Origin of the sequence: Flavobacterium salilacus subsp. salilacus (assembly GCF_004634195.1) — a bacterium.
GTDB lineage: Bacteria > Bacteroidota > Bacteroidia > Flavobacteriales > Flavobacteriaceae > Flavobacterium > Flavobacterium salilacus.
In genome coordinates this window covers 192,173-210,544 of the sequence record NZ_SKBP01000003.1, presented here as the reverse complement: position 1 = coordinate 210,544, position 18,372 = coordinate 192,173, and the positions used below count along the sequence as shown (strand labels likewise).

Here is an 18,372-nt window from a genome sequence, read left to right as displayed (position 1 = left end):
ATTTAATATTTATTTATAGTTACTAATTATACCTATTAATTCGAATAATGTGTCCTCTTCTTTTCTATTTTCTTCATATCTAAAGTCTCTGTATTCTTCATTAAATATTTTTTCTAAATCAAAGTCTTCTATCACTTCTCCAGAAGGGATATTATGTATCATTCTATAATCAGTAAAAAACTTATTCCCTTTATTATTACGACTATATTTTTTGTTCAAATTACTACGCTTTATCTCCCATGCATCTCCATGACCAGCTAACCAATTATAATATAATAATAATTGTTCCTTATTCGATAGCATAGATCTCAACATTCTTAAATAGTCTCTCTTCTTTTCATAAGAAATGAAATTTTCATCTTGTTTGACAACAAATTTAACTGTTTGAAACAAATGTCTATAATAATGTGCTAAAAGAGATTGATGCCCTGAAAAAGGTCTATAATTAAAACTTAACCAAAGTGTATTAGAATCTTTATAGTTTGGAATTTCTTTCTTACCTCTATTTTCATGTCCTTTTCTTATCTCTTTAAGTTCTTTAACAAACTTTTTTAACAAGACATCATCAAATAAATTATCTTTTTTAGAAGAGTTCTTAACTTGTATTTCATATGAAGTAACACCTGCAAAAAAAACAGAATATGCTTCCTTGAAAAGCAAACTTTTTACTTCTAAAGTATTTAATTTTCTACTACTATAATGTATATCAAATTCCTTATTAAGAATTGTATATATTGCTTTTAATTCTGTATCTAAAGTTACAAATACCTTTTTACCTGATGTTATTTTATCTTTCTTAGATTTTATACCTAAAAAATTAGAGTCAAATTTATATCCTTCTATTTTCATCTCATTAAGGTTCTCTCGATGCATTCTTATCATTTCATAAAATTGAGATTCAAATTTTTGCAAATTAAATTGTTCCTGAACCTGCTTATTAGCTGTATATTGAACATAAAAAGCCAAAAAGGCTGCCATTATACCTACAAATGCAACAACCGGATTAAGTATGCCTCCTATCAAATCTCCATAAGGACCAATTTTTGAAAAATCTCCATAATCACCTCCTTTTCTTTCAATTAATATATAAACATAAATTAAAGCTGAACCAATAATTAAACATGCTGCAATAATAGATAAAAAGGAAATTGTTATAATATTTGTTTTTTCTGACTTCTTTTGCTTTGATGTACTTTCATCAAGTTTATAATATATAAATATGAGCGTAATAACTGTAATTAAAATTAAAAGAATGAAATATTGATTCATGTTAGAAAAATTTTAGTCAGATATAAAGCTAATATATGACATCAAACAATAACATTATTAATTCATTTTAATAATCTTTATCTTCGTATTTCAAATTAATTTGAATGAACAACCCTCTCGAAACTCCTATCGAATACCTTAAAGGTGTAGGCCCGGCACGTGGCGAACTGCTACGCAAGGAGTTGGGCATTCATAAATATGCCGATTTACTGCACCTTTTCCCGAACCGATACATCGACCGTACCCGTTATTATAAAATAAACGAACTGCAAAACAGCAATGCCGAAGTACAGGTAGTGGGTAAAGTAATCAACATAAAAACGGTAGAGCAAAAGCGTGGTAAACGCTTGGTAGCAACATTCGTGGATGGCACAGGCGAAATGGAACTGGTATGGTTTCAGGGGCAAAAATGGATACGCGAAAACCTTAAAATTAACGTACCCTATGTTATTTTCGGGAAGTGTACGGCTTTCAACGGTGTTTTCAATATGGCGCACCCCGAAATGGAATTGCTTGCCGAACACGAGCAAAGCCTGCGCAGTGCCATGCAGCCCCTATACCCAAGTACCGAAAAGCTAACGCAACGGGGCATTACCAATAAGGTAATGAACAAAATGATGCAGCAACTGTTTACAGAAACACAGGCAAAATTCGACGAAACCCTGCCCCCTGCCCTGCTGGCAGAGTTACAACTTATTCCTAAAAACGCAGCGTTATTTAACATCCATTTCCCTAAGAGCAATGAACTGCTGGCAAAAGCGCAGTTTCGGCTCAAGTTTGAGGAATTGTTTTTTATACAACTGCAACTCATTACCAAAAACCTCATCCGCAAACATAAAATAAAGGGGCATCCGTTTACCACGGTGGGTAATTACTTTAATGATTTTTACCAAAACCATTTACCGTTTGAACTGACCGATGCCCAAAAAAGGGTTATAAAAGAAATAAGGAATGATATGGGGCAGCCCGCCCAAATGAACCGCCTGTTGCAAGGCGATGTGGGTTCGGGTAAAACCATTGTGGCTTTTATGAGCATGCTGCTTGCTATTGATAATGGTTTCCAGGCGTGCCTTATGGCGCCTACCGAGATACTGGCTAACCAGCACTATATGGGTTTAAGCGAACTTGCCGAACCTATGGGTATCAGTATTAAACTGCTGACAGGTTCAACTAAAACTTCCGAACGTAATATCATACACGAAGAACTTGAAAACGGTTCGCTCCCCATTATTATTGGTACACACGCCCTTTTGGAAGATAAAGTACAGTTTAAAAACTTGGGGCTTGCTATTATTGACGAGCAACACCGCTTTGGCGTAGAACAACGCAGCAAGCTGTGGCATAAAAATGAAATTCCGCCGCATGTATTGGTCATGACCGCCACCCCTATTCCGCGTACGCTGGCTATGAGCTTGTATGGCGATTTGGACGTGTCGGTTATTGATGAACTGCCTCCGGGACGTAAACCCATAAAAACCGTACACCGTTACGATAGCAACCGCCTAAAAGTATGGGCTTTCCTGAAAGAAGAAATTGCCAAAGGCAGGCAGGTATATATTGTATATCCGCTGATTGAGGAGAGCGACAAAATGGACTATAAAGACCTGATGGATGGCTACGAAAGTATTTCGCGCGACTTTCCGTTACCGCAATACAGCGTGAGCATTGTGCACGGGCGCATGAAACCCGCCGAGAAAGACAGCGAAATGGAACGTTTTGCCAAAGGTAAAACCAACATTATGGTGGCTACCACTGTAATTGAGGTAGGTGTAAATGTACCCAACGCCAGCGTTATGGTAATAGAAAGTGCCGAGCGTTTCGGGCTGAGCCAGTTGCACCAGCTACGCGGACGTGTGGGGCGTGGTGCAGAACAGAGCTACTGTATTATGATGACAAGTCATAAACTGAGTAACGACAGCAAAACCCGTATGGAAACGATGGTACGTACCAATGATGGTTTCGAAATTGCCGAAGTAGATTTAAAACTGCGCGGTCCGGGCGATATTATGGGCAAGCAGCAAAGCGGTGTACTGAACCTGCAAATAGCCGATTTGGTTAAGGACAGGGATATACTGATGCTGGCACGCCACCATGCTATTAAGTTACTAAAAGAAGATGCCCCACTGGCTAAACCGGAACATGCTGCATTAAAAAATGCTTTTATAGCGCTCAGCAAGAAAAAAAGCATTTGGAATTATATATCCTAAGCAATGTAAACAAGTATTAAAAGAGTTGTAAACCTGTCACTTTTTTCTTTATTAATTACTATTTTAGCAATCAAAATACTACTTAACAGTTATTTTTTTAACCTTAATTCATACTATGAATATCGATATCAATAATTTTTCAGAGCTTATTACAAAAAAATTAGGAGGATGGATTGAAGCCCTGATAAGCATTCTTCCCAATATTGTATTAGCTGCTATTATATTGGTAGTAGGTCTTTTGGTATCAAAATGGATTAAAAAATTAGCCCTGCGCTTTGTTAACAGAGTATCGCATAACATTACACTTAATAACCTTTTCGCCTCAGTAATTCATTTCACATTTATAGGCATTGTGCTGTTTATCACGCTCAATGTGCTTAAGCTCGACCAAACGGTAACCTCTATACTGGCAGGAGCAGGTATATTAGGTTTGGCGCTGGCATTTGCCTTTCAGGATATTGCTGCCAACTTTATGTCGGGTATTTTTATATCATTTCGCAAGCCGTTACAAGTAGGCGATATTGTAACCATAAAAGACTATATGGGCAAGGTGGTAGAGGTTAACCTGCGCGATACGGTTATCAGTACCTTTGGCGGGCAAACCGTAATTATCCCTAATAAAGAGGTTTTCCAGAACCCTATAGAAAATTATTCTTTCCTTCAAAAAAGGCGTTTTGACCTTACGGTGGGCGTATCGTATGGGGAAGATTTGGAACGCGTGAGGCAAATAACCCTCGATGCGGTTAAGGATATTGAAGAGCTTTCTAAAACCGAAGAAACCACTTTTTTTTATGAAGAGTTTGGCGACAGCTCCATCAACTTCAGCATTCGGATGTGGATTGATACTGCCGAGCAGCTTGTATATAAAAAAGTGGGCAGCGAGGCTATTATCCGCATCAAGAAAGCCTATGACGCTAATGGTATTATGATACCGTTCCCGATACGTACACTGGACTTTGGTATTAAAGGCGGTGAAAAACTAAGCGAAATGCAGGTAAATATTGCCGATGGAAGAAGTTTAGATAATTAGATTTTCAGAAAAATCGAATCTTCCTGATTACTTTATAAAGCAACCTGCTCTCACATACTTGCACGGTTTAAAATCTTCTTATATTTGAAACGAATTAACTATTATTACATTGCATGATATCGTATAACCCCAAAGAATGGTTTTCGTTTATTTTTCGATTTCATAAAGCCGACACCGTACGCAAGCTTTTTCCTTTAATGCTGTTCATAGCAGCCTATTCGGCATTAATTGGATATCTTGAAATGGAGTATTGGCAACTGTCTAAAAAAGATTATATAAGTAATGTAACCATAATGCACTCTATGCTGGGGTTTGTAATATCATTACTATTGGTATTTCGTACCAATACCGCTTATGACCGCTGGTGGGAAGGACGCAAAATGTGGGGCGCATTGGTAAACAACAGCCGTAACCTTGCGCTGAAAATTGCCGTAATGCTGGACGATAAAGAGGACAAAGCCATAATGCGCAGGCTGATTCCTGCCTATGCGCACGTATTGAGCCTGCACTTGAAGAATGAAGATATTAATCATGAACTGTTTGATGATGCCACTCTTGCCCCCGACCATTATAACCACAAGCCCAACCAAATTGCCAAAACAATTATGGCAAAGGTGAATAGTTTATATAAAGAGGGAAAAATTACAGGCGATCAACTTATCGTGCTTAATGCCGAAGTACAATCGCTTACTGATATTTGCGGTGCCTGCGAACGCATTAAAAACACACCTATACCCTACTCCTACAGTGCTTTTATTAAAAAATTTATATTCTTTTATGTAATGACGCTGCCTTTTGGTTACTCATTTCAGTTAAGCTATTATGTCATCCCTGTGGTAGTATTCATTTTTTATGTGCTTGCCAGTCTTGAGCTTATTGCCGAAGAGATAGAAGACCCGTTTGGTACCGATGCCAACGACCTGCCGCTTGATAAAATTGCCGATAACATCAGGAAAAATGTAGAGGAACTGATTTATTAGGATAGTATATAAAACTGGCTCTATTTTTGATTATAGCTACATAAATACCAAACAAAAACTTTATTCGTTATACATTGTAAGTCAGGTATTTTTTGTTATTTTGTTTTACAATACAACGGGTTTATGAAAAAAATATTCATTCTTGTATTTATCGTTTTTGCAACCGTTACTGCTCAGGCTCAGTTTGACAGTAATACGGGCAGTATTACTGTGCCCAAAGGTAATACTACCAGTACCGATACCCCGTCTTTAAGCACCACCAGCCCTTTTTCGGTTACACCGCCAAAGCCTACGGTTTCCAATCCGTATCAGGTAGGTGCAAATAATGATGAGAACTTTAGTATGTACCAAAAAGATGAGTTTGTAAACCGCAGCAGCGAGTATATGGATCGTGTACAGGTAAAAACACGCAAAAGCGAATCGAATGAGCCTTACAGAGGCAATCAGTTTTTTGGTGAACATAAAAGCAATGCCGAGTTTATTCAGGTTATGGCGCGCGACTTTGAGTATGAAGATGGCGACAGAATTAAAGTACTGGTTAACGACCGTGTGGTAGTTGCCAATATTGTACTTACAAACGATTTTAAAGGCGTGCAAATAACACTGCAACCCGGATTTAATAAAATAGATTTTGAGGCTTTAAATCAGGGAACATCAGGACCTAACACTGCCGAATTCAGAGTATATGATGATAAGGAAAAACTGGTATCATCTAACCAATGGAATCTTGCCACAGGTTTTAAAGCTACTGTTATTATTATTAAAGAATAATTACCATTATAAAATTTTAAAAATAAAAAAGCCCGCTTAATAAAGCGGGCTTTTTTATTTTATATACTAACGAGTACTAGCCGTCATTCATAGATATCAGGAACTCTTCATTATTGCGCGTTTTCTTGAAACGATCGTTAATAAAGTCCATAGCCTCTACAGGGTTCATATCGGCAAGATATTTTCGCATAATCCACATGCGCTGTATGGTTTTCTCGTCCAGTAACAAGTCGTCCCTACGGGTGCTTGACGAGGTAAGGTCAATAGCCGGGAAAATACGTCGGTTAGCAATTTTTCTGTCCAACTGTAATTCCATATTACCTGTACCTTTAAACTCTTCAAAGATAACCTCATCCATTTTAGAACCGGTATCAGTAAGCGCAGTAGCAATAATACTTAGCGAGCCTCCGCCCTCTATATTACGTGCCGCACCAAAGAAACGTTTTGGTTTCTGTAATGCATTGGCATCTACACCACCACTCAATACTTTACCCGATGCAGGTTGTACTGTATTATAAGCTCTGGCAAGACGTGTAATGGAGTCAAGCAATATCACAACATCATGCCCGCACTCTACAAGGCGTTTGGCCTTTTCCAGTACTATATTTGCCACTTTTACGTGTCTGTCGGCAGGCTCATCAAAGGTAGAGGCAATAACCTCTCCCCTCACGCTGCGCTGCATATCGGTAACCTCCTCAGGGCGTTCATCAATCAATAATACGATAAGATATACTTCAGGATGATTAGCCGCTATAGAGTTAGCAATGTCTTTCAGTAACATTGTTTTACCCGTTTTTGGCTGTGCTACTATCATACCACGCTGTCCTTTACCTATGGGCGAGAACAAATCGATAATACGGGTTGATATAGTACTTTGCTTATCGGCAAGGTTAAACTTTTCTTCGGGGAAAAGTGGTGTAAGGTGCTCAAACGATACCCTGTCACGCACTACACGAGGGTCGTGCCCGTTTATGCGAAGTACCCTTACCAATGGGAAATACTTTTCGCCTTCTTTTGGCGGACGTACTACTCCTTTTACAGTATCTCCTGTTTTTAGTCCGAAAAGACGTATCTGTGAATTTGATAAGTAAATATCATCAGGCGATGCTAAATAGTTATAATCTGACGAACGAAGAAAACCATAGCCATCAGGCATCATTTCCAGTACACCTTCACTTTCTATTATACCATCAAACTCATAATCGGGCTCACGATAATTTTGCTTCTTTTGTTGCTGATTACTCTGCGTTGGCTGATTATTTTGATTGTTTTGGTTTTGGTTCTGATTCTGATTCTGGTTTTTCTTGTAGCTTGGATGGTTAGGGTTATTTGCATTTGCCCTTTCTATTTGTGCCAGGCGTTCCTCTTCGGTAAGCCGGGCTTTTTTACTTTCTGCCGATTCTCCTTTTTGCTGATTATTATCTCTTGCAGGAGCTACTTTACGTCTGTTATCTTTTTGGGCAGGCTCTTTAGGCTGTGGTGTCTCTTTAGGCTGAGGTGTTTCTTTCGCTACAACTTTAGGTTCTTCCTCAGTAGTAGTACTTTCGGATGCTGCTTTTGGTGCAGCCTTGAGTGCCGTTTTGGCAACCCTTGGTCTGCGAACAACCGGTTTGTCGTCATTAACGGCTTTTACAGCAGTATCCTCTTTTTCATTTGTATCAGGTTGTATCGGCATTGCTGTCTTTTCGGCCTGCTTTTGTATGGCAGATGCAGGCTTTGCTGTTTTGGGTTTGGCTGTGGCTGCCTCTTTGGCTGCCTGGCTGCCCGGCGTAGCTGACTCATCAAAAAGTGTTTTTATCACTTCGGGAGCAGCAGCTTGTTGATCTAAAATTTGATATATCAGATCATCTTTCTTTAAACCTCTATACTTATTTATTTTAGCTTTTTTTGCAATTTCCTGAAGCTCAGGAAGCTTCATTTCTTTTAGTTCAGAAATATCAAACATTTATAATTTTTGGTTAAATTAGAGTGGTGTCTTTATGTGGTGTGGAGGGTATGTCTTTGTTTTGTAGATATAATACTTCGCAGAATGAAGTAGTTATGAATAAGTTATGCAATATTACAAATTTATTTTTAGTTACAATAGTATTTTTTAAAAAGAAACCATATTTTTGTGCAGCAAATATGCAACAATGTTACAGAGAATACAAACAATATATTTATTAATAGCATTTATTGTTACAGGAATACTGCCTTTTGTGTTTCCGTTATGGTTTACTGAAAACGGGATTGAGTATTATTTTGTAAAAAATCTTGCTTTTGTTGCCCTTTTCGGGGGTAGTACAACGCTGTCGTTAATAAGTATTGTATCTTTTAAGAAACGAAAAAATCAGTTTGTAATGGGCAGACTGAACATCATATTGAATTTAATTTTATTAGGATTATTTGTATACAGGTTACTAAATTTATCCGGAGAGACCGACCCTGAAAAGGTGGTTTCAGAGAAGGGTATTGGGATGATTCTTCCTATTGTTTCTATCGTTTTTTTAAGCCTTGCCAATAGGGCTATCAAGAAGGATGAAGATCTCGTAAAATCAGTTGACCGACTGCGATAAACCTTTTAACTTAGTTTATTAGTGCGAAAAAAATCCGGGTTCAAAGCCCGGATTTTTTATTTTTAACAACTTTAATAAATATCAGGTATATTTCTTTAAATTTGAGAATAATCAATAAATATTGTAAATTATGAATATAACATACCATTATGCAACCGTATCTGTAGCCATAAATGAGCTGAGATCAAAAGGATTTGACAACGATTTTAACCTGAAAGACAATAAACTGATCTGTAACCTCGGTAATCAATATGATCATGATGAGTTTGAAATATCTGATATTTATTTTTATGAAGGGGAATCAGACCCGGGAGACGAAGCCACAGTATATGGTATCGAATCAACATCCGGTATAAAAGGGGTTTTGGTTACCGGCGATGAAAGTTTCTCTGACCCAATGGCAAATAAAATTATCGAAAAGCTGTTAGTGCACCGAAAAGACAAACAATAATGAAAAACCGGTATCTCTTTCTTGCACTCATGATGTTATTACCACTATGCGTTTATAGCCAACATATTAAAGTAATGAGCTATAATATAAGGCTGGATGTGGAAAGCGACGGCGAAAACCGTTGGGACAACCGAAAAGAGTTTTTAACACAACAGGTAAAATTTTATGAACCTGACTTTATGGGGGTTCAGGAAGCCTTACCAAAGCAAATGATACACCTGCTGCTTTATTTTAACAATCAATATGATGCTATTGGAGTGGGACGAGATGACGGAAAATATGAGGGCGAATATTCGGCTATATTTTATAATATCAAAAAATATAAAGTAGTACAACAGTCAACATTTTGGCTATCAGAAACACCTGATGCTCCTTCGATGGGCTGGGATGCTGCCTGCAAAAGAATTTGTACCTATGGTTTGTTTGAAGATTTAAAAACAAAACAAAAAATATGGGTTTTTAATACCCATTTTGACCATGTGGGGACTGTTGCACGAAAAGAAAGTGCACAGCTTATCCTGAAAAAGATAAAAGAACTCAACAAACAAAATTACCCGTTTGTGCTTACAGGCGATTTTAACTTAGAACCCAATAGCGAGCCCATAACTACAATAAAAACAGAGCTTAAAGACAGTAAAGACTTAGCCAAACTTACTTTTGGACCAAGCGGTACGTTTAACGGTTTTGAGTTTAATAAACCCGTAACCCGCAGGATAGATTATATTTTTACTCCGACCGAAGGTGTAGAAGTACTAAAATACGCTGTACTAAGCGACTCTGAAGACTGCCGATACCCCTCAGACCATTTGCCGGTATATGTAGAGATAGCCCTTATAGCCCCGTAAAAATTACATTTTTACAGGGTCTCTTTAACTGTTACTTTTTCAGTTTTAGGTATAACTGCCATACAATAGGGGGCGGTTAGTGCCATAGTAACCATTGCTCCGGGTTCGGGTACTGTATTTTTAACCAAAATATTTGCCGTATTACCGTCAATTTCTACCTTTTTGATGGTTATACTATAACCTCCGCTTCTTTTTTGCCCCATAAACACAGCTACCACGCTGTTTTTAGAAAAATCCACTTCAGGTACTTCCTCTATAGTAAGTTCATTGCATAATGCTTCAAACTCTGATTGATTATTTACTAACTGATGCGATTCGGTATCCTTACCTCCATAACCGTTTTCTTTTAAGATGGTAAAGTCACCATTCTCCGCTGCTGACTTTTTGCATTTACAGCCAACGGTTAATACTATCAATAAACTAAGTGCTATTATTTTTTTCATACTAATTGTTTTAAAGCTTTTCTGTATAAGTTTTCATATAGTGGCATAATATTTTTTATATCAAATTCCTGTGCCACTTTTAGGGCATTCGATTTAAATTCATATAATACCTCATCGTCCGAGAGTATCGATATCGCTTTTTGTGCCATATACTCCACATCCCCCACATTACCCAGATATCCCGAATATCCTTCGCGGTTTACTTCGGGAAGCCCACCACTGTTGGTAGATATAACGGGTGCTCCGCATGCCATAGCCTCCAGTGCTGCAAGCCCGAAACTCTCTGTTTCCGAAGGAAGCAAAAACAAATCAGTAAAACATAGTATTTTATCTATCTCATTACTGTTGCCAAAAAATATTACTTTATCGCTGATACCCAACTCCTCGCATAATGTCTCCGCAGCAGCTTTTTCAGGACCGTCGCCCACCATCATCAACTTGGCAGGCAGTACTTTTTGGATATTATAAAATATTTTAATAACATCAGGAATACGCTTTACTTTCCTGAAGTTACTGATATGGGTTACTATCTTTTGGGTTTCGGTAGCCATCATAGAGCGATGACACTCGGATGTTGTATCCATTTTTTTCTTATCAAGCTCAATAAAATTGGGTATTACCGTAATATCTCTTTTTATATCAAAAAGCCTGTAGGTTTCCTCTTTCAGGTTTTGAGATACCGATGTAACCACATCGGAATGATTGATGCTGAAACTTACGGCAGGTTTATAGGTAGGGTGGTTGCCAACCAGTGTAATATCAGTACCATGCAGGGTTGTAACCATAGGGATGTGTATGCCCTGCTCTTTCAGCATTTTCTTAGCCATATAGCCCGCATAAGCATGCGGAATGGCATAATGCACATGCAGTAACTCTATATCATGCAGTTTTACCATATCAACTAACTTACTGGAAAGTGCCAGCTCATAAGGCTGATAATGAAACAATGGATATTCCGGTACGTGTACTTCGTGATAATGTATGTTAGGACTTAATAATGCCAGACGTACTGGCTGGCTGTAGGTTATAAAGTGTATTTCGTGCCCCCTGCGTGCCAGCTCCAAACCCAGTTCGGTAGCTACAACACCACTACCGCCAAAGGTGGGGTAACATACTATTGCGATTTTCATAGATTGTAATAAATGAGATAACGAATTTAAATAAAAAAAACAGGCTATACCTGTTTTTAGATGAAATTAACGTATGTATAGCATTGGCATATTATCGTTTTATATGCGACTCATAGGTAGCAATCCATTGCTCCGGCGTAATCTTGACTACCAGTTGTCCTATCAGTTCAAAGGGTATGGCGTCGGGCTTTTTAAAGCGCACACAACTCTTACCCATATCCAGTTTATATTTACTGTGCTTAGGATATTCGGTTACAAACCATTGGTATAAATCCTTATCCGAATAGATACCCATGTGATAAAATGCTATAAAGTTTTTTTGCGAAGCAATGCTCATAAAAGGCAACGGAATTTTCGGGTCGCAATGATACCCCGGCGGGTATAATGAATGGGGCACTGCGTAGCCCAGCATACCGTATCCCATACCTTCCTGAAATCCTTTGGGTAAATTTTCTAAAATAACATTACGAAGTTTTTCCATAGCGGGCTTCCTGTCTTCCGGTAAAGAATCCATATATTCCGCAGGTGTGGTAGCTTTAGACTGCATCGGTATTATTTATTTAAATTTATTGTATTAAGCGGTTTTTCGTCAGGCAGTTCTTCCTGCAGTATCGACTCCTGAATTATCTTTTGTATGTCTTCTCTTATATTATTTTTTGAGAGTTTGTTATCCCCTGCTTCGGGGTATGTTCTGTTAGAAAGAAAAACATATACAATCTCCGTTTCAGGGTCAGCCCATGCCATAGTGCCTGTAAAACCTGTATGCCCAAAACTGCTTTTGGAAACACAATCGCAGGTAGGTCCCGGTTTGTCTATTTGTGGCTTGTCTAAACCCAACCCGCGCCTGTTACCATCCTTACAGGCATAACAGGTATTAAAAGTATCAAAAGTTTTTTCAGAGAAATAACGCTTACCGGCATACGTACCTTTGTTAAGATATAGCTGCATTATTTTAGCTACATCCATAGCGTTAGAGAATACCCCGGCATGCCCGCCAACGCCATCTTCCATAGCGGCAGTCATATCGTGCACATAGCCCTGTATTATCTGATAGCGGTAGTAATTATCTACCTCTGTAGGGGGAATGATACACATATCAAATTTACGCAATGGGTTATAGGTAGTATAGGCAGCACCCAGTGGTTTATAAAAAGCCTCATCACTCAATACATCCAGAGGTTTTCCCGCTTTATTTTCAAGATATTTTTTTAAAATGATGAAAGTAAAATCGCTGTACTTATATTCTTTTTTGGGTAATAACTTGCTTTCGGCAATACGTGCAATTATAGTATCAGGATAGTCTTTTCTTATATACAGGTTTTCGGCAACCTGATACGGAAATTCGGGGCTGTATGCTTTTTTGTAGTATAAGGAATCGGGCTGGTTATTACTATCCAGCGTTTCTTTATAAAAGGGTTCCCAAGGCTGAAAACGCGCTTGGTGCAACAACATATCTTTCAGCGTGATATTCTTTTTATTGGTTCGGGAAAATTCGCGGAGCATTTTACCTAACTTAGTATCCTGCTTAATCTCTCCTTTATCATAAAGCTGCATCAGGTTAGGCAATGTAGCCAGTATTTTAGTGAGCGAAGCTACATCATAAATATCGGAGTTTTTTACCGGCATCTCTTTATCATAAGTATGATATCCAAATGATTTTTGATAAAATACCTTACCCCTGCGTGCCACCAGTACCTGAAGTCCGGGTGTCATTTTTTCATTGATAGCTTTCTGGGCAATCAAATCTATATTTGTAAGCATAGCGGCATTCATACCCACATTGTGTGGTGTGGTAAAGCCCATTCTTCCCAATGCTTCAGTATCTATCCCATCGTTTACCGTAAACGTACTGCCTATAGAAACGGGAATTTTACCCTTAGCCCCCAAAGCCCCGAAAACAACTTCGGCAGCTACGGTTTGGGCAATAGTATTGTTTTGATAACCAAGCACAAGCCCCTCTATATCGCTAAAATCTTTAATAGAATTAAGTGTATAAGGCTTTGCAAATACCGTGAGTATTACCCTTTTTTGCTTGGCAATAGCATCAAGCCAAGTCAGCTCTTTTTCGGTAAAATCATGTTTCTTCCAAGCTCCGTCAGCTTTATGAAAACCTATAATTACGGTACTGTAACGCCTTAGCTCTTGCATAAGCAATTCGAGGGTTTCTTCGTTTACCTCAGTAACCGCTGTATATTTTTGAAGCGTGGTTAAATAATCGAAACCGTCATCATCGCCCATTTTCACATAGGCAATCTTTTCATCTTCCAGATGAGGAAAAGGCATAAGATTTCGGTCATTTTTTAGTACAGTAACCGCATTTTCATATAATTTATAATTCAAATCTTCAAATTCATGCGTGTTCAAATCACTGTATAAATGTTGAAGCTCAATGGGCTTGTACTTATTAAGCCTTACTCTGTACTTATAAGCCAGTATTTTTTTTACAGAATATGCCAGTCGCGCCTCCGAAAGAACACCGCTGTCATAATAAGCTGTACAAAAACGTTCTATTGCCACGGGTACATTTTCGGTAAACAGTAACACATCGTTACCTGCCAAAAAAGCCTCGAGGTCAATATCTCCGGGTTGCATAAAGCTGCTGGCAGCTTTCATGTTTAATGCATCTGTAAAAATCAAACCTTTAAAACCCAACTCTTTTTGTACAATATTGGTTACTACATTATAGGATAACGAAGTAGGATAATTTGGCGTGGGCTCTATACTGGGCACGTTAAGGTGCGCCACCATAATGCTGGCAAGCCCCTCGTTAAACAATGTTTTGTACGGGTAAAACTCTATACTTTCCAGTCTTTCTTTATTAAAAGGAAGATAGGGTAATGAGTAGTGCGAATCGGTAGCTGTATCACCATGACCCGGAAAGTGTTTGCCCGTGGCATACACCCCCTGACTTTGCAAACCGCGCATTAAAGCTGATGCTCGGCGGGTTACATTTACTTTGTCTTCACCAAAAGAGCGATTGCCTATGATGGGGTTAAGCGGATTAGTGTTTACATCCAACACAGGGGCAAAATTAAAATGAATACCCATACGGTTGGATTGAATGCCCATTTGCTCGCCCATAGTTTCTATAAGGCTCATATCTTGCACCGCGCCCAATGTCATATTCCAAGGATAACGGTAGGTAGAGTCAAGGCGCATGCTAAGCCCCCATTCGGCATCAATACCTATAAAAAGGGGTATTTTTGATTCTGATTGATAACGGTTAGTCAACTTAGCCTGACGTACAGGACCTCCCTGAAAAAAGATAAGTCCGCCTATTTTGTTCTCGGTTATCAGTCTATCAATACTTTTTATATGTGCGGAGTCTTTATTGGAATAAGCTGCCACCATAAACAACTGCCCTACTCTTTCTTCAAAAGAAAGTGTATTATAAAGGCTATCTACCCACTGCTTTTCTATCGGAGTTTTGTAATCATTAAAAACCATATCCTGCTGCGCAAAGGCAAACCGGATGCATAAAAGAAAAAATAGTATGGATAGCCGCATGTAATGTATTTGTTTTATAAATAGTAAATCATCATTATCGCTGCGTTAATGATGATTTTATTTTTTTGAGAGTGAAAAAAAACTACTCTGTTAAAAGAAGCGGCTGTGCCAGCTCTCTCCGGCGGGAACTTCCCAAAAATCCTGCCACTCGCCTACTGTATTTACAAGATTATTGAATACAATGGTATTAGCTGAAACCGCCTTGTCTTTAGCCATCTTTTTAAAATCGATAAGTGGCTTATATGCTATATGTTCGCCCAACTTAAAGGTCACATTCATTTTATCTAAAAGTGATACATTATACTTCTTTTCAAGTTCTTGTATAAAATGTACCGATGCATCAATAGAACAACCTGTTGCTTGTTGTATATCCTGATTTACGGCAATAATGATAAAACGGTTGTATTTAGTAATAAACGAAGCTTCAAGCCCTGTACCATGTGCTGCCCAGTTTTCTATAAATTCTTTCAGAGCTTCTTCAATCTCTGCTATTTCTGTATCCGAAAATTTACGATCGGATTGGTATATCCAGATTCTTGACTCTTCGGGTAATGTTTCAAAGGGAACGTACATAAGTTATTTTTTATAAATCCTGCGCATTAGCTATCAATTCAGCTATATCCATCACCTTAACGTCTGCTTCACGGTCTTTAGCCTTTACTCCGTCGGTTAACATGGTATTACAAAAAGGGCATCCTGCCGCTATAATTTCGGGTTGTGTTTCCAAAGCTTCTTCAGTTCTTTCCACATTCACATCCTTATTTCCTTTTTCCGGCTCTTTAAACATCTGCGCACCTCCGGCACCACAGCAAAGCCCGTTTCTGCGTGAGCGTTTCATCTCTACCAGCTCGGCATCCAGCTTTTGTATCAGGTCGCGCGGAGCTTCATATATATTATTGGCACGCCCAAGGTAGCAAGGGTCGTGAAATGTTATTTTTTTTCCTTTAAACTGCCCACCTTCTACAGTAAGCCTGCCATCATCAAGTAACGATTTTAAAAACTCGGTGTGGTGCACTACTTCATACTTTCCGCCCAAACCGGGATATTCGTTTTTTATGGTATTGAAACAGTGCGGGCAAGCCGTTACTATTTTTTTTACTTCATAACCGTCAAGCACCTGAATATTCATCATCGCCTGCATCTGGAACAGGAATTCGTTTCCGGCTCTTTTTGCAGGGTCGCCCGTACAACCTTCCTCAGTGCCTAATACTGCAAAAGGCACATTGGCACGGTTTAATATTCGTACAAATGCTTTTGTTATCTTCTTGGCTCTGTCATCAAAGCTACCGGAACAGCCTACCCAGAATAATACTTCCGGCTGCTGCCCCTGCGCCATCATTTCGGCCATTGTGGGAACTTTTAATTCTTCCTGAGTCATATCGTATAAATCATTCGTGCTTACCATCATCAAAAACCTGGATGGTAACCGCTTTTTCTATTAAATCTGTAAATTTTCCTCTGTAACGGGTGGCCCTCACCAAGTGGTTATCTATCCAATGGTAATTTCCTCCGCGTGGTTTTCCCATTATCATGCCATGATACTTAAAACCGTATTTATCAAGCCATGTTTCGGTAATTTCTCTGTGTGCTTCTGTCCGCGATGTAAAAAAGTATATTATATGTCCTTCGTCATACCATTTGTTTAATGTAGCCAATGCATCGGGATATACTTTTGCGGTAACCATACGCTCCGGCTCTTCATTGGGTATATCATCGCAAATAGTGCCGTCTATATCTATCAGGTAATTCTTTATACCTTCAGGCAGCATTGGGCTTATATGCTCGCCATTTTCAGTAAGTGGCTGTAAGTTATTAGCTTTTTCTTCCTGTTTCATTATTGCTCATCTTTCCAGTTCAACCTGTCCATTTGGTTATATTGCCATGGTGCGCTGTTGTTCTCTATATTCGTCATCATTGCATTAAGTTCCGCAGGCGCAGCACTCTGCTCCATTACAAGGTATTTTCTCATATCCATAATAATAGAAAGCGGGTCAATATTAACAGGGCAAGCCTCTACACATCCGTTACAGGTGGTACATGCCCATAATTCTTCGGGGGTTATATAGTCGTTTAGCAACGTCTTTCCGTCATCTACAAATGTACCTTTGTTTTTGTCTATGTTTCTGCCCACTTCTTCAAGCCTGTCGCGGGTATCCATCATAATTTTTCGTGGCGATAATTTTTTACCTGTAATGTTCGCAGGGCATGATGCCGTACAGCGTCCGCACTCGGTACAGGTATAAGCATTAAGAAGTTGTACCCAGTTTAAATCCTGTACATCGCTTGCACCAAATTTTTCCAGTATTGCTCCCTCTTCTGTGGGCGGTGCTGCTGCAAATGGGTCGGCGTTAGGATCCATCATCAGTTTTACCTCATTGGTAACTGATTCTAAATTTTCAAACTGTCCTTTGGGTTTCAGGTTAGCATAGTAGGTGTTTGGGAACGCCAGTAATATATGCAGGTGTTTTGAAAAATAGAGGTAATTCATAAAAATTAAAATACCTATGATATGCAGCCACCATGCTGTTCGTTCTATTAATATTACTGTGCCTTCTGCCATACCGTCAAAAAGTGGAGAAATAATTCCTGATATAGGGAAAGCACCTGCCTGTGTGTAGTGGTCTGCTCCTACTCCCTGCAAATGATAGTCGGCAGCATTCATGGTTAGGAACAGTACCATAAGTACTACTTCAAAATATAGTATGTAATTAGCATCGCCATGTGGCCACCCTTTAAGGTCGCCATGTGCAAAACGCCATAATTTTATTATATTTCTTCTTATCCAGAATATTGTTACTGATACAATTACCAAAAAGGCTAAAATTTCGAAGAAACCTATAAGGAAACTATAAAAGCCTCCCATAAAGGCAAAAAGCCTGTGGGTGCCGAATATACCGTCGATTATAATCTCTAATAATTCGATATTGATAATAACAAATCCTACATATACAATGATATGCAGTAGTCCGGCTATTGGTCTTCTCACCATTTTAGATTGCCCTAAAGCAATCATAGCCATGTTTTTCCAGCGAGCACCCGGGTTATCATTACGGTTTACATCTTTACCCAACTTGATGTTGCGTCTCAGTTTTTTTACATTTAATGCAAAATAACCAAAGCCTGCTGCGAGGACTAAAACAAATAAAATATTATCAATATAACTCATATAAATATAAAGTGGCAG

General features: G+C 38.7%; 17 protein-coding genes. 7 read left to right on the top strand and 10 right to left on the bottom strand.

Features of this window, described 5'->3' with window-relative positions; all coding sequences use genetic code 11:
- Nucleotides 1-9: 9 nt before the first annotated feature.
- Nucleotides 10-1,269 carry a putative phage abortive infection protein gene (locus E0W68_RS05685; protein ID WP_135218446.1) on the bottom strand — a complete coding sequence of 420 codons (1,260 nt, stop codon included), beginning with the start codon at nucleotides 1,267-1,269 and terminating at the stop codon, nucleotides 10-12.
- A gap of 104 nt (nucleotides 1,270-1,373) precedes the next feature.
- On the opposite strand from E0W68_RS05685, the gene recG reads away from it, so the two are divergent.
- The 4 genes from recG (at nucleotide 1,374) to E0W68_RS05665 (ending at nucleotide 6,257) form a co-directional block, all read left to right on the top strand.
- Complete coding sequence (gene recG, locus E0W68_RS05680) at nucleotides 1,374-3,476, top strand: ATP-dependent DNA helicase RecG (protein ID WP_135218445.1); 2,103 nt, start codon at nucleotides 1,374-1,376, stop codon at nucleotides 3,474-3,476.
- 115 nt (nucleotides 3,477-3,591) lie between these two features.
- On the top strand, nucleotides 3,592-4,506 hold the full coding sequence (locus E0W68_RS05675) for a mechanosensitive ion channel family protein (RefSeq protein ID WP_135218444.1): 915 nt from the start codon (nucleotides 3,592-3,594) through the stop codon (nucleotides 4,504-4,506).
- 113 nt (nucleotides 4,507-4,619) lie between these two features.
- Nucleotides 4,620-5,486: a bestrophin family protein gene (locus tag E0W68_RS05670; protein WP_135218443.1), complete on the top strand. Its 867-nt coding sequence runs from the start codon at nucleotides 4,620-4,622 to the stop codon at nucleotides 5,484-5,486.
- Between the two features lie 123 nt (nucleotides 5,487-5,609).
- Nucleotides 5,610-6,257 (top strand): hypothetical protein, encoded by a 648-nt coding sequence (locus E0W68_RS05665; protein ID WP_135218442.1) that lies wholly within the window; start codon nucleotides 5,610-5,612, stop codon nucleotides 6,255-6,257.
- A gap of 76 nt (nucleotides 6,258-6,333) precedes the next feature.
- On the opposite strand, the gene rho is transcribed toward E0W68_RS05665, so the two are convergent.
- The gene (gene rho, locus E0W68_RS05660) at nucleotides 6,334-8,202 is read right to left on the bottom strand and encodes a transcription termination factor Rho (protein WP_135218441.1); all 1,869 of its coding nucleotides are present in this window, start codon (nucleotides 8,200-8,202) and stop codon (nucleotides 6,334-6,336) included.
- 187 nt (nucleotides 8,203-8,389) lie between these two features.
- Here rho and E0W68_RS05655 point away from each other — a divergent pair, with 187 nt between their 5' ends.
- The 3 genes from E0W68_RS05655 (at nucleotide 8,390) to E0W68_RS05645 (ending at nucleotide 10,108) form a co-directional block, all read left to right on the top strand.
- Entirely contained in the window at nucleotides 8,390-8,812 is a 423-nt protein-coding gene (locus tag E0W68_RS05655; protein WP_135218440.1) for a DUF4293 domain-containing protein, read from the top strand.
- 130 nt (nucleotides 8,813-8,942) lie between these two features.
- A complete protein-coding gene (locus E0W68_RS05650; RefSeq protein WP_135218439.1) occupies nucleotides 8,943-9,263 on the top strand; it encodes a hypothetical protein in 321 nt (106 codons plus the stop codon).
- 74 nt (nucleotides 9,264-9,337) lie between these two features.
- Complete coding sequence (locus tag E0W68_RS05645) at nucleotides 9,338-10,108, top strand: endonuclease/exonuclease/phosphatase family protein (RefSeq protein WP_306786054.1); 771 nt, start codon at nucleotides 9,338-9,340, stop codon at nucleotides 10,106-10,108.
- An 11-nt stretch (nucleotides 10,109-10,119) separates the two neighbouring features.
- On the opposite strand, the gene E0W68_RS05640 is transcribed toward E0W68_RS05645, so the two are convergent.
- The 8 genes from E0W68_RS05640 to E0W68_RS05605 form a co-directional block, all read right to left on the bottom strand.
- The gene (locus E0W68_RS05640) at nucleotides 10,120-10,551 is read right to left on the bottom strand and encodes a protease complex subunit PrcB family protein (RefSeq protein ID WP_135218437.1); all 432 of its coding nucleotides are present in this window, start codon (nucleotides 10,549-10,551) and stop codon (nucleotides 10,120-10,122) included.
- Nucleotides 10,548-11,681: an N-acetyl-alpha-D-glucosaminyl L-malate synthase BshA gene (bshA, locus tag E0W68_RS05635; protein ID WP_135218436.1), complete on the bottom strand. Its 1,134-nt coding sequence runs from the start codon at nucleotides 11,679-11,681 to the stop codon at nucleotides 10,548-10,550. The genes E0W68_RS05640 and bshA overlap by 4 nt, the downstream gene beginning before the upstream one ends.
- Before the next feature lie 91 nt (nucleotides 11,682-11,772).
- Nucleotides 11,773-12,228: a DUF1801 domain-containing protein gene (locus tag E0W68_RS05630; RefSeq protein WP_135218435.1), complete on the bottom strand. Its 456-nt coding sequence runs from the start codon at nucleotides 12,226-12,228 to the stop codon at nucleotides 11,773-11,775.
- Nucleotides 12,229-12,233: 5 nt separating this feature from the next.
- Nucleotides 12,234-15,188 (bottom strand): glycoside hydrolase family 3 N-terminal domain-containing protein, encoded by a 2,955-nt coding sequence (locus E0W68_RS05625; RefSeq protein ID WP_135218434.1) that lies wholly within the window; start codon nucleotides 15,186-15,188, stop codon nucleotides 12,234-12,236.
- 90 nt (nucleotides 15,189-15,278) lie between these two features.
- Entirely contained in the window at nucleotides 15,279-15,761 is a 483-nt protein-coding gene (locus tag E0W68_RS05620; RefSeq protein WP_135218433.1) for an ABC transporter ATPase, read from the bottom strand.
- Nucleotides 15,762-15,771: 10 nt separating this feature from the next.
- Nucleotides 15,772-16,593 carry a (Fe-S)-binding protein gene (locus E0W68_RS05615; protein ID WP_394346280.1) on the bottom strand — a complete coding sequence of 274 codons (822 nt, stop codon included), beginning with the start codon at nucleotides 16,591-16,593 and terminating at the stop codon, nucleotides 15,772-15,774.
- Nucleotides 16,577-17,023: an LNS2 domain-containing protein gene (locus E0W68_RS05610; RefSeq protein WP_135218432.1), complete on the bottom strand. Its 447-nt coding sequence runs from the start codon at nucleotides 17,021-17,023 to the stop codon at nucleotides 16,577-16,579. The genes E0W68_RS05615 and E0W68_RS05610 overlap by 17 nt, the downstream gene beginning before the upstream one ends.
- Nucleotides 17,023-18,354, bottom strand: coding sequence for a (Fe-S)-binding protein (locus tag E0W68_RS05605; RefSeq protein ID WP_135218431.1), 1,332 nt, complete (start codon nucleotides 18,352-18,354; stop codon nucleotides 17,023-17,025). Before E0W68_RS05605 ends, E0W68_RS05610 begins: the two co-directional genes overlap by 1 nt.
- Nucleotides 18,355-18,372: the final 18 nt, after the last annotated feature.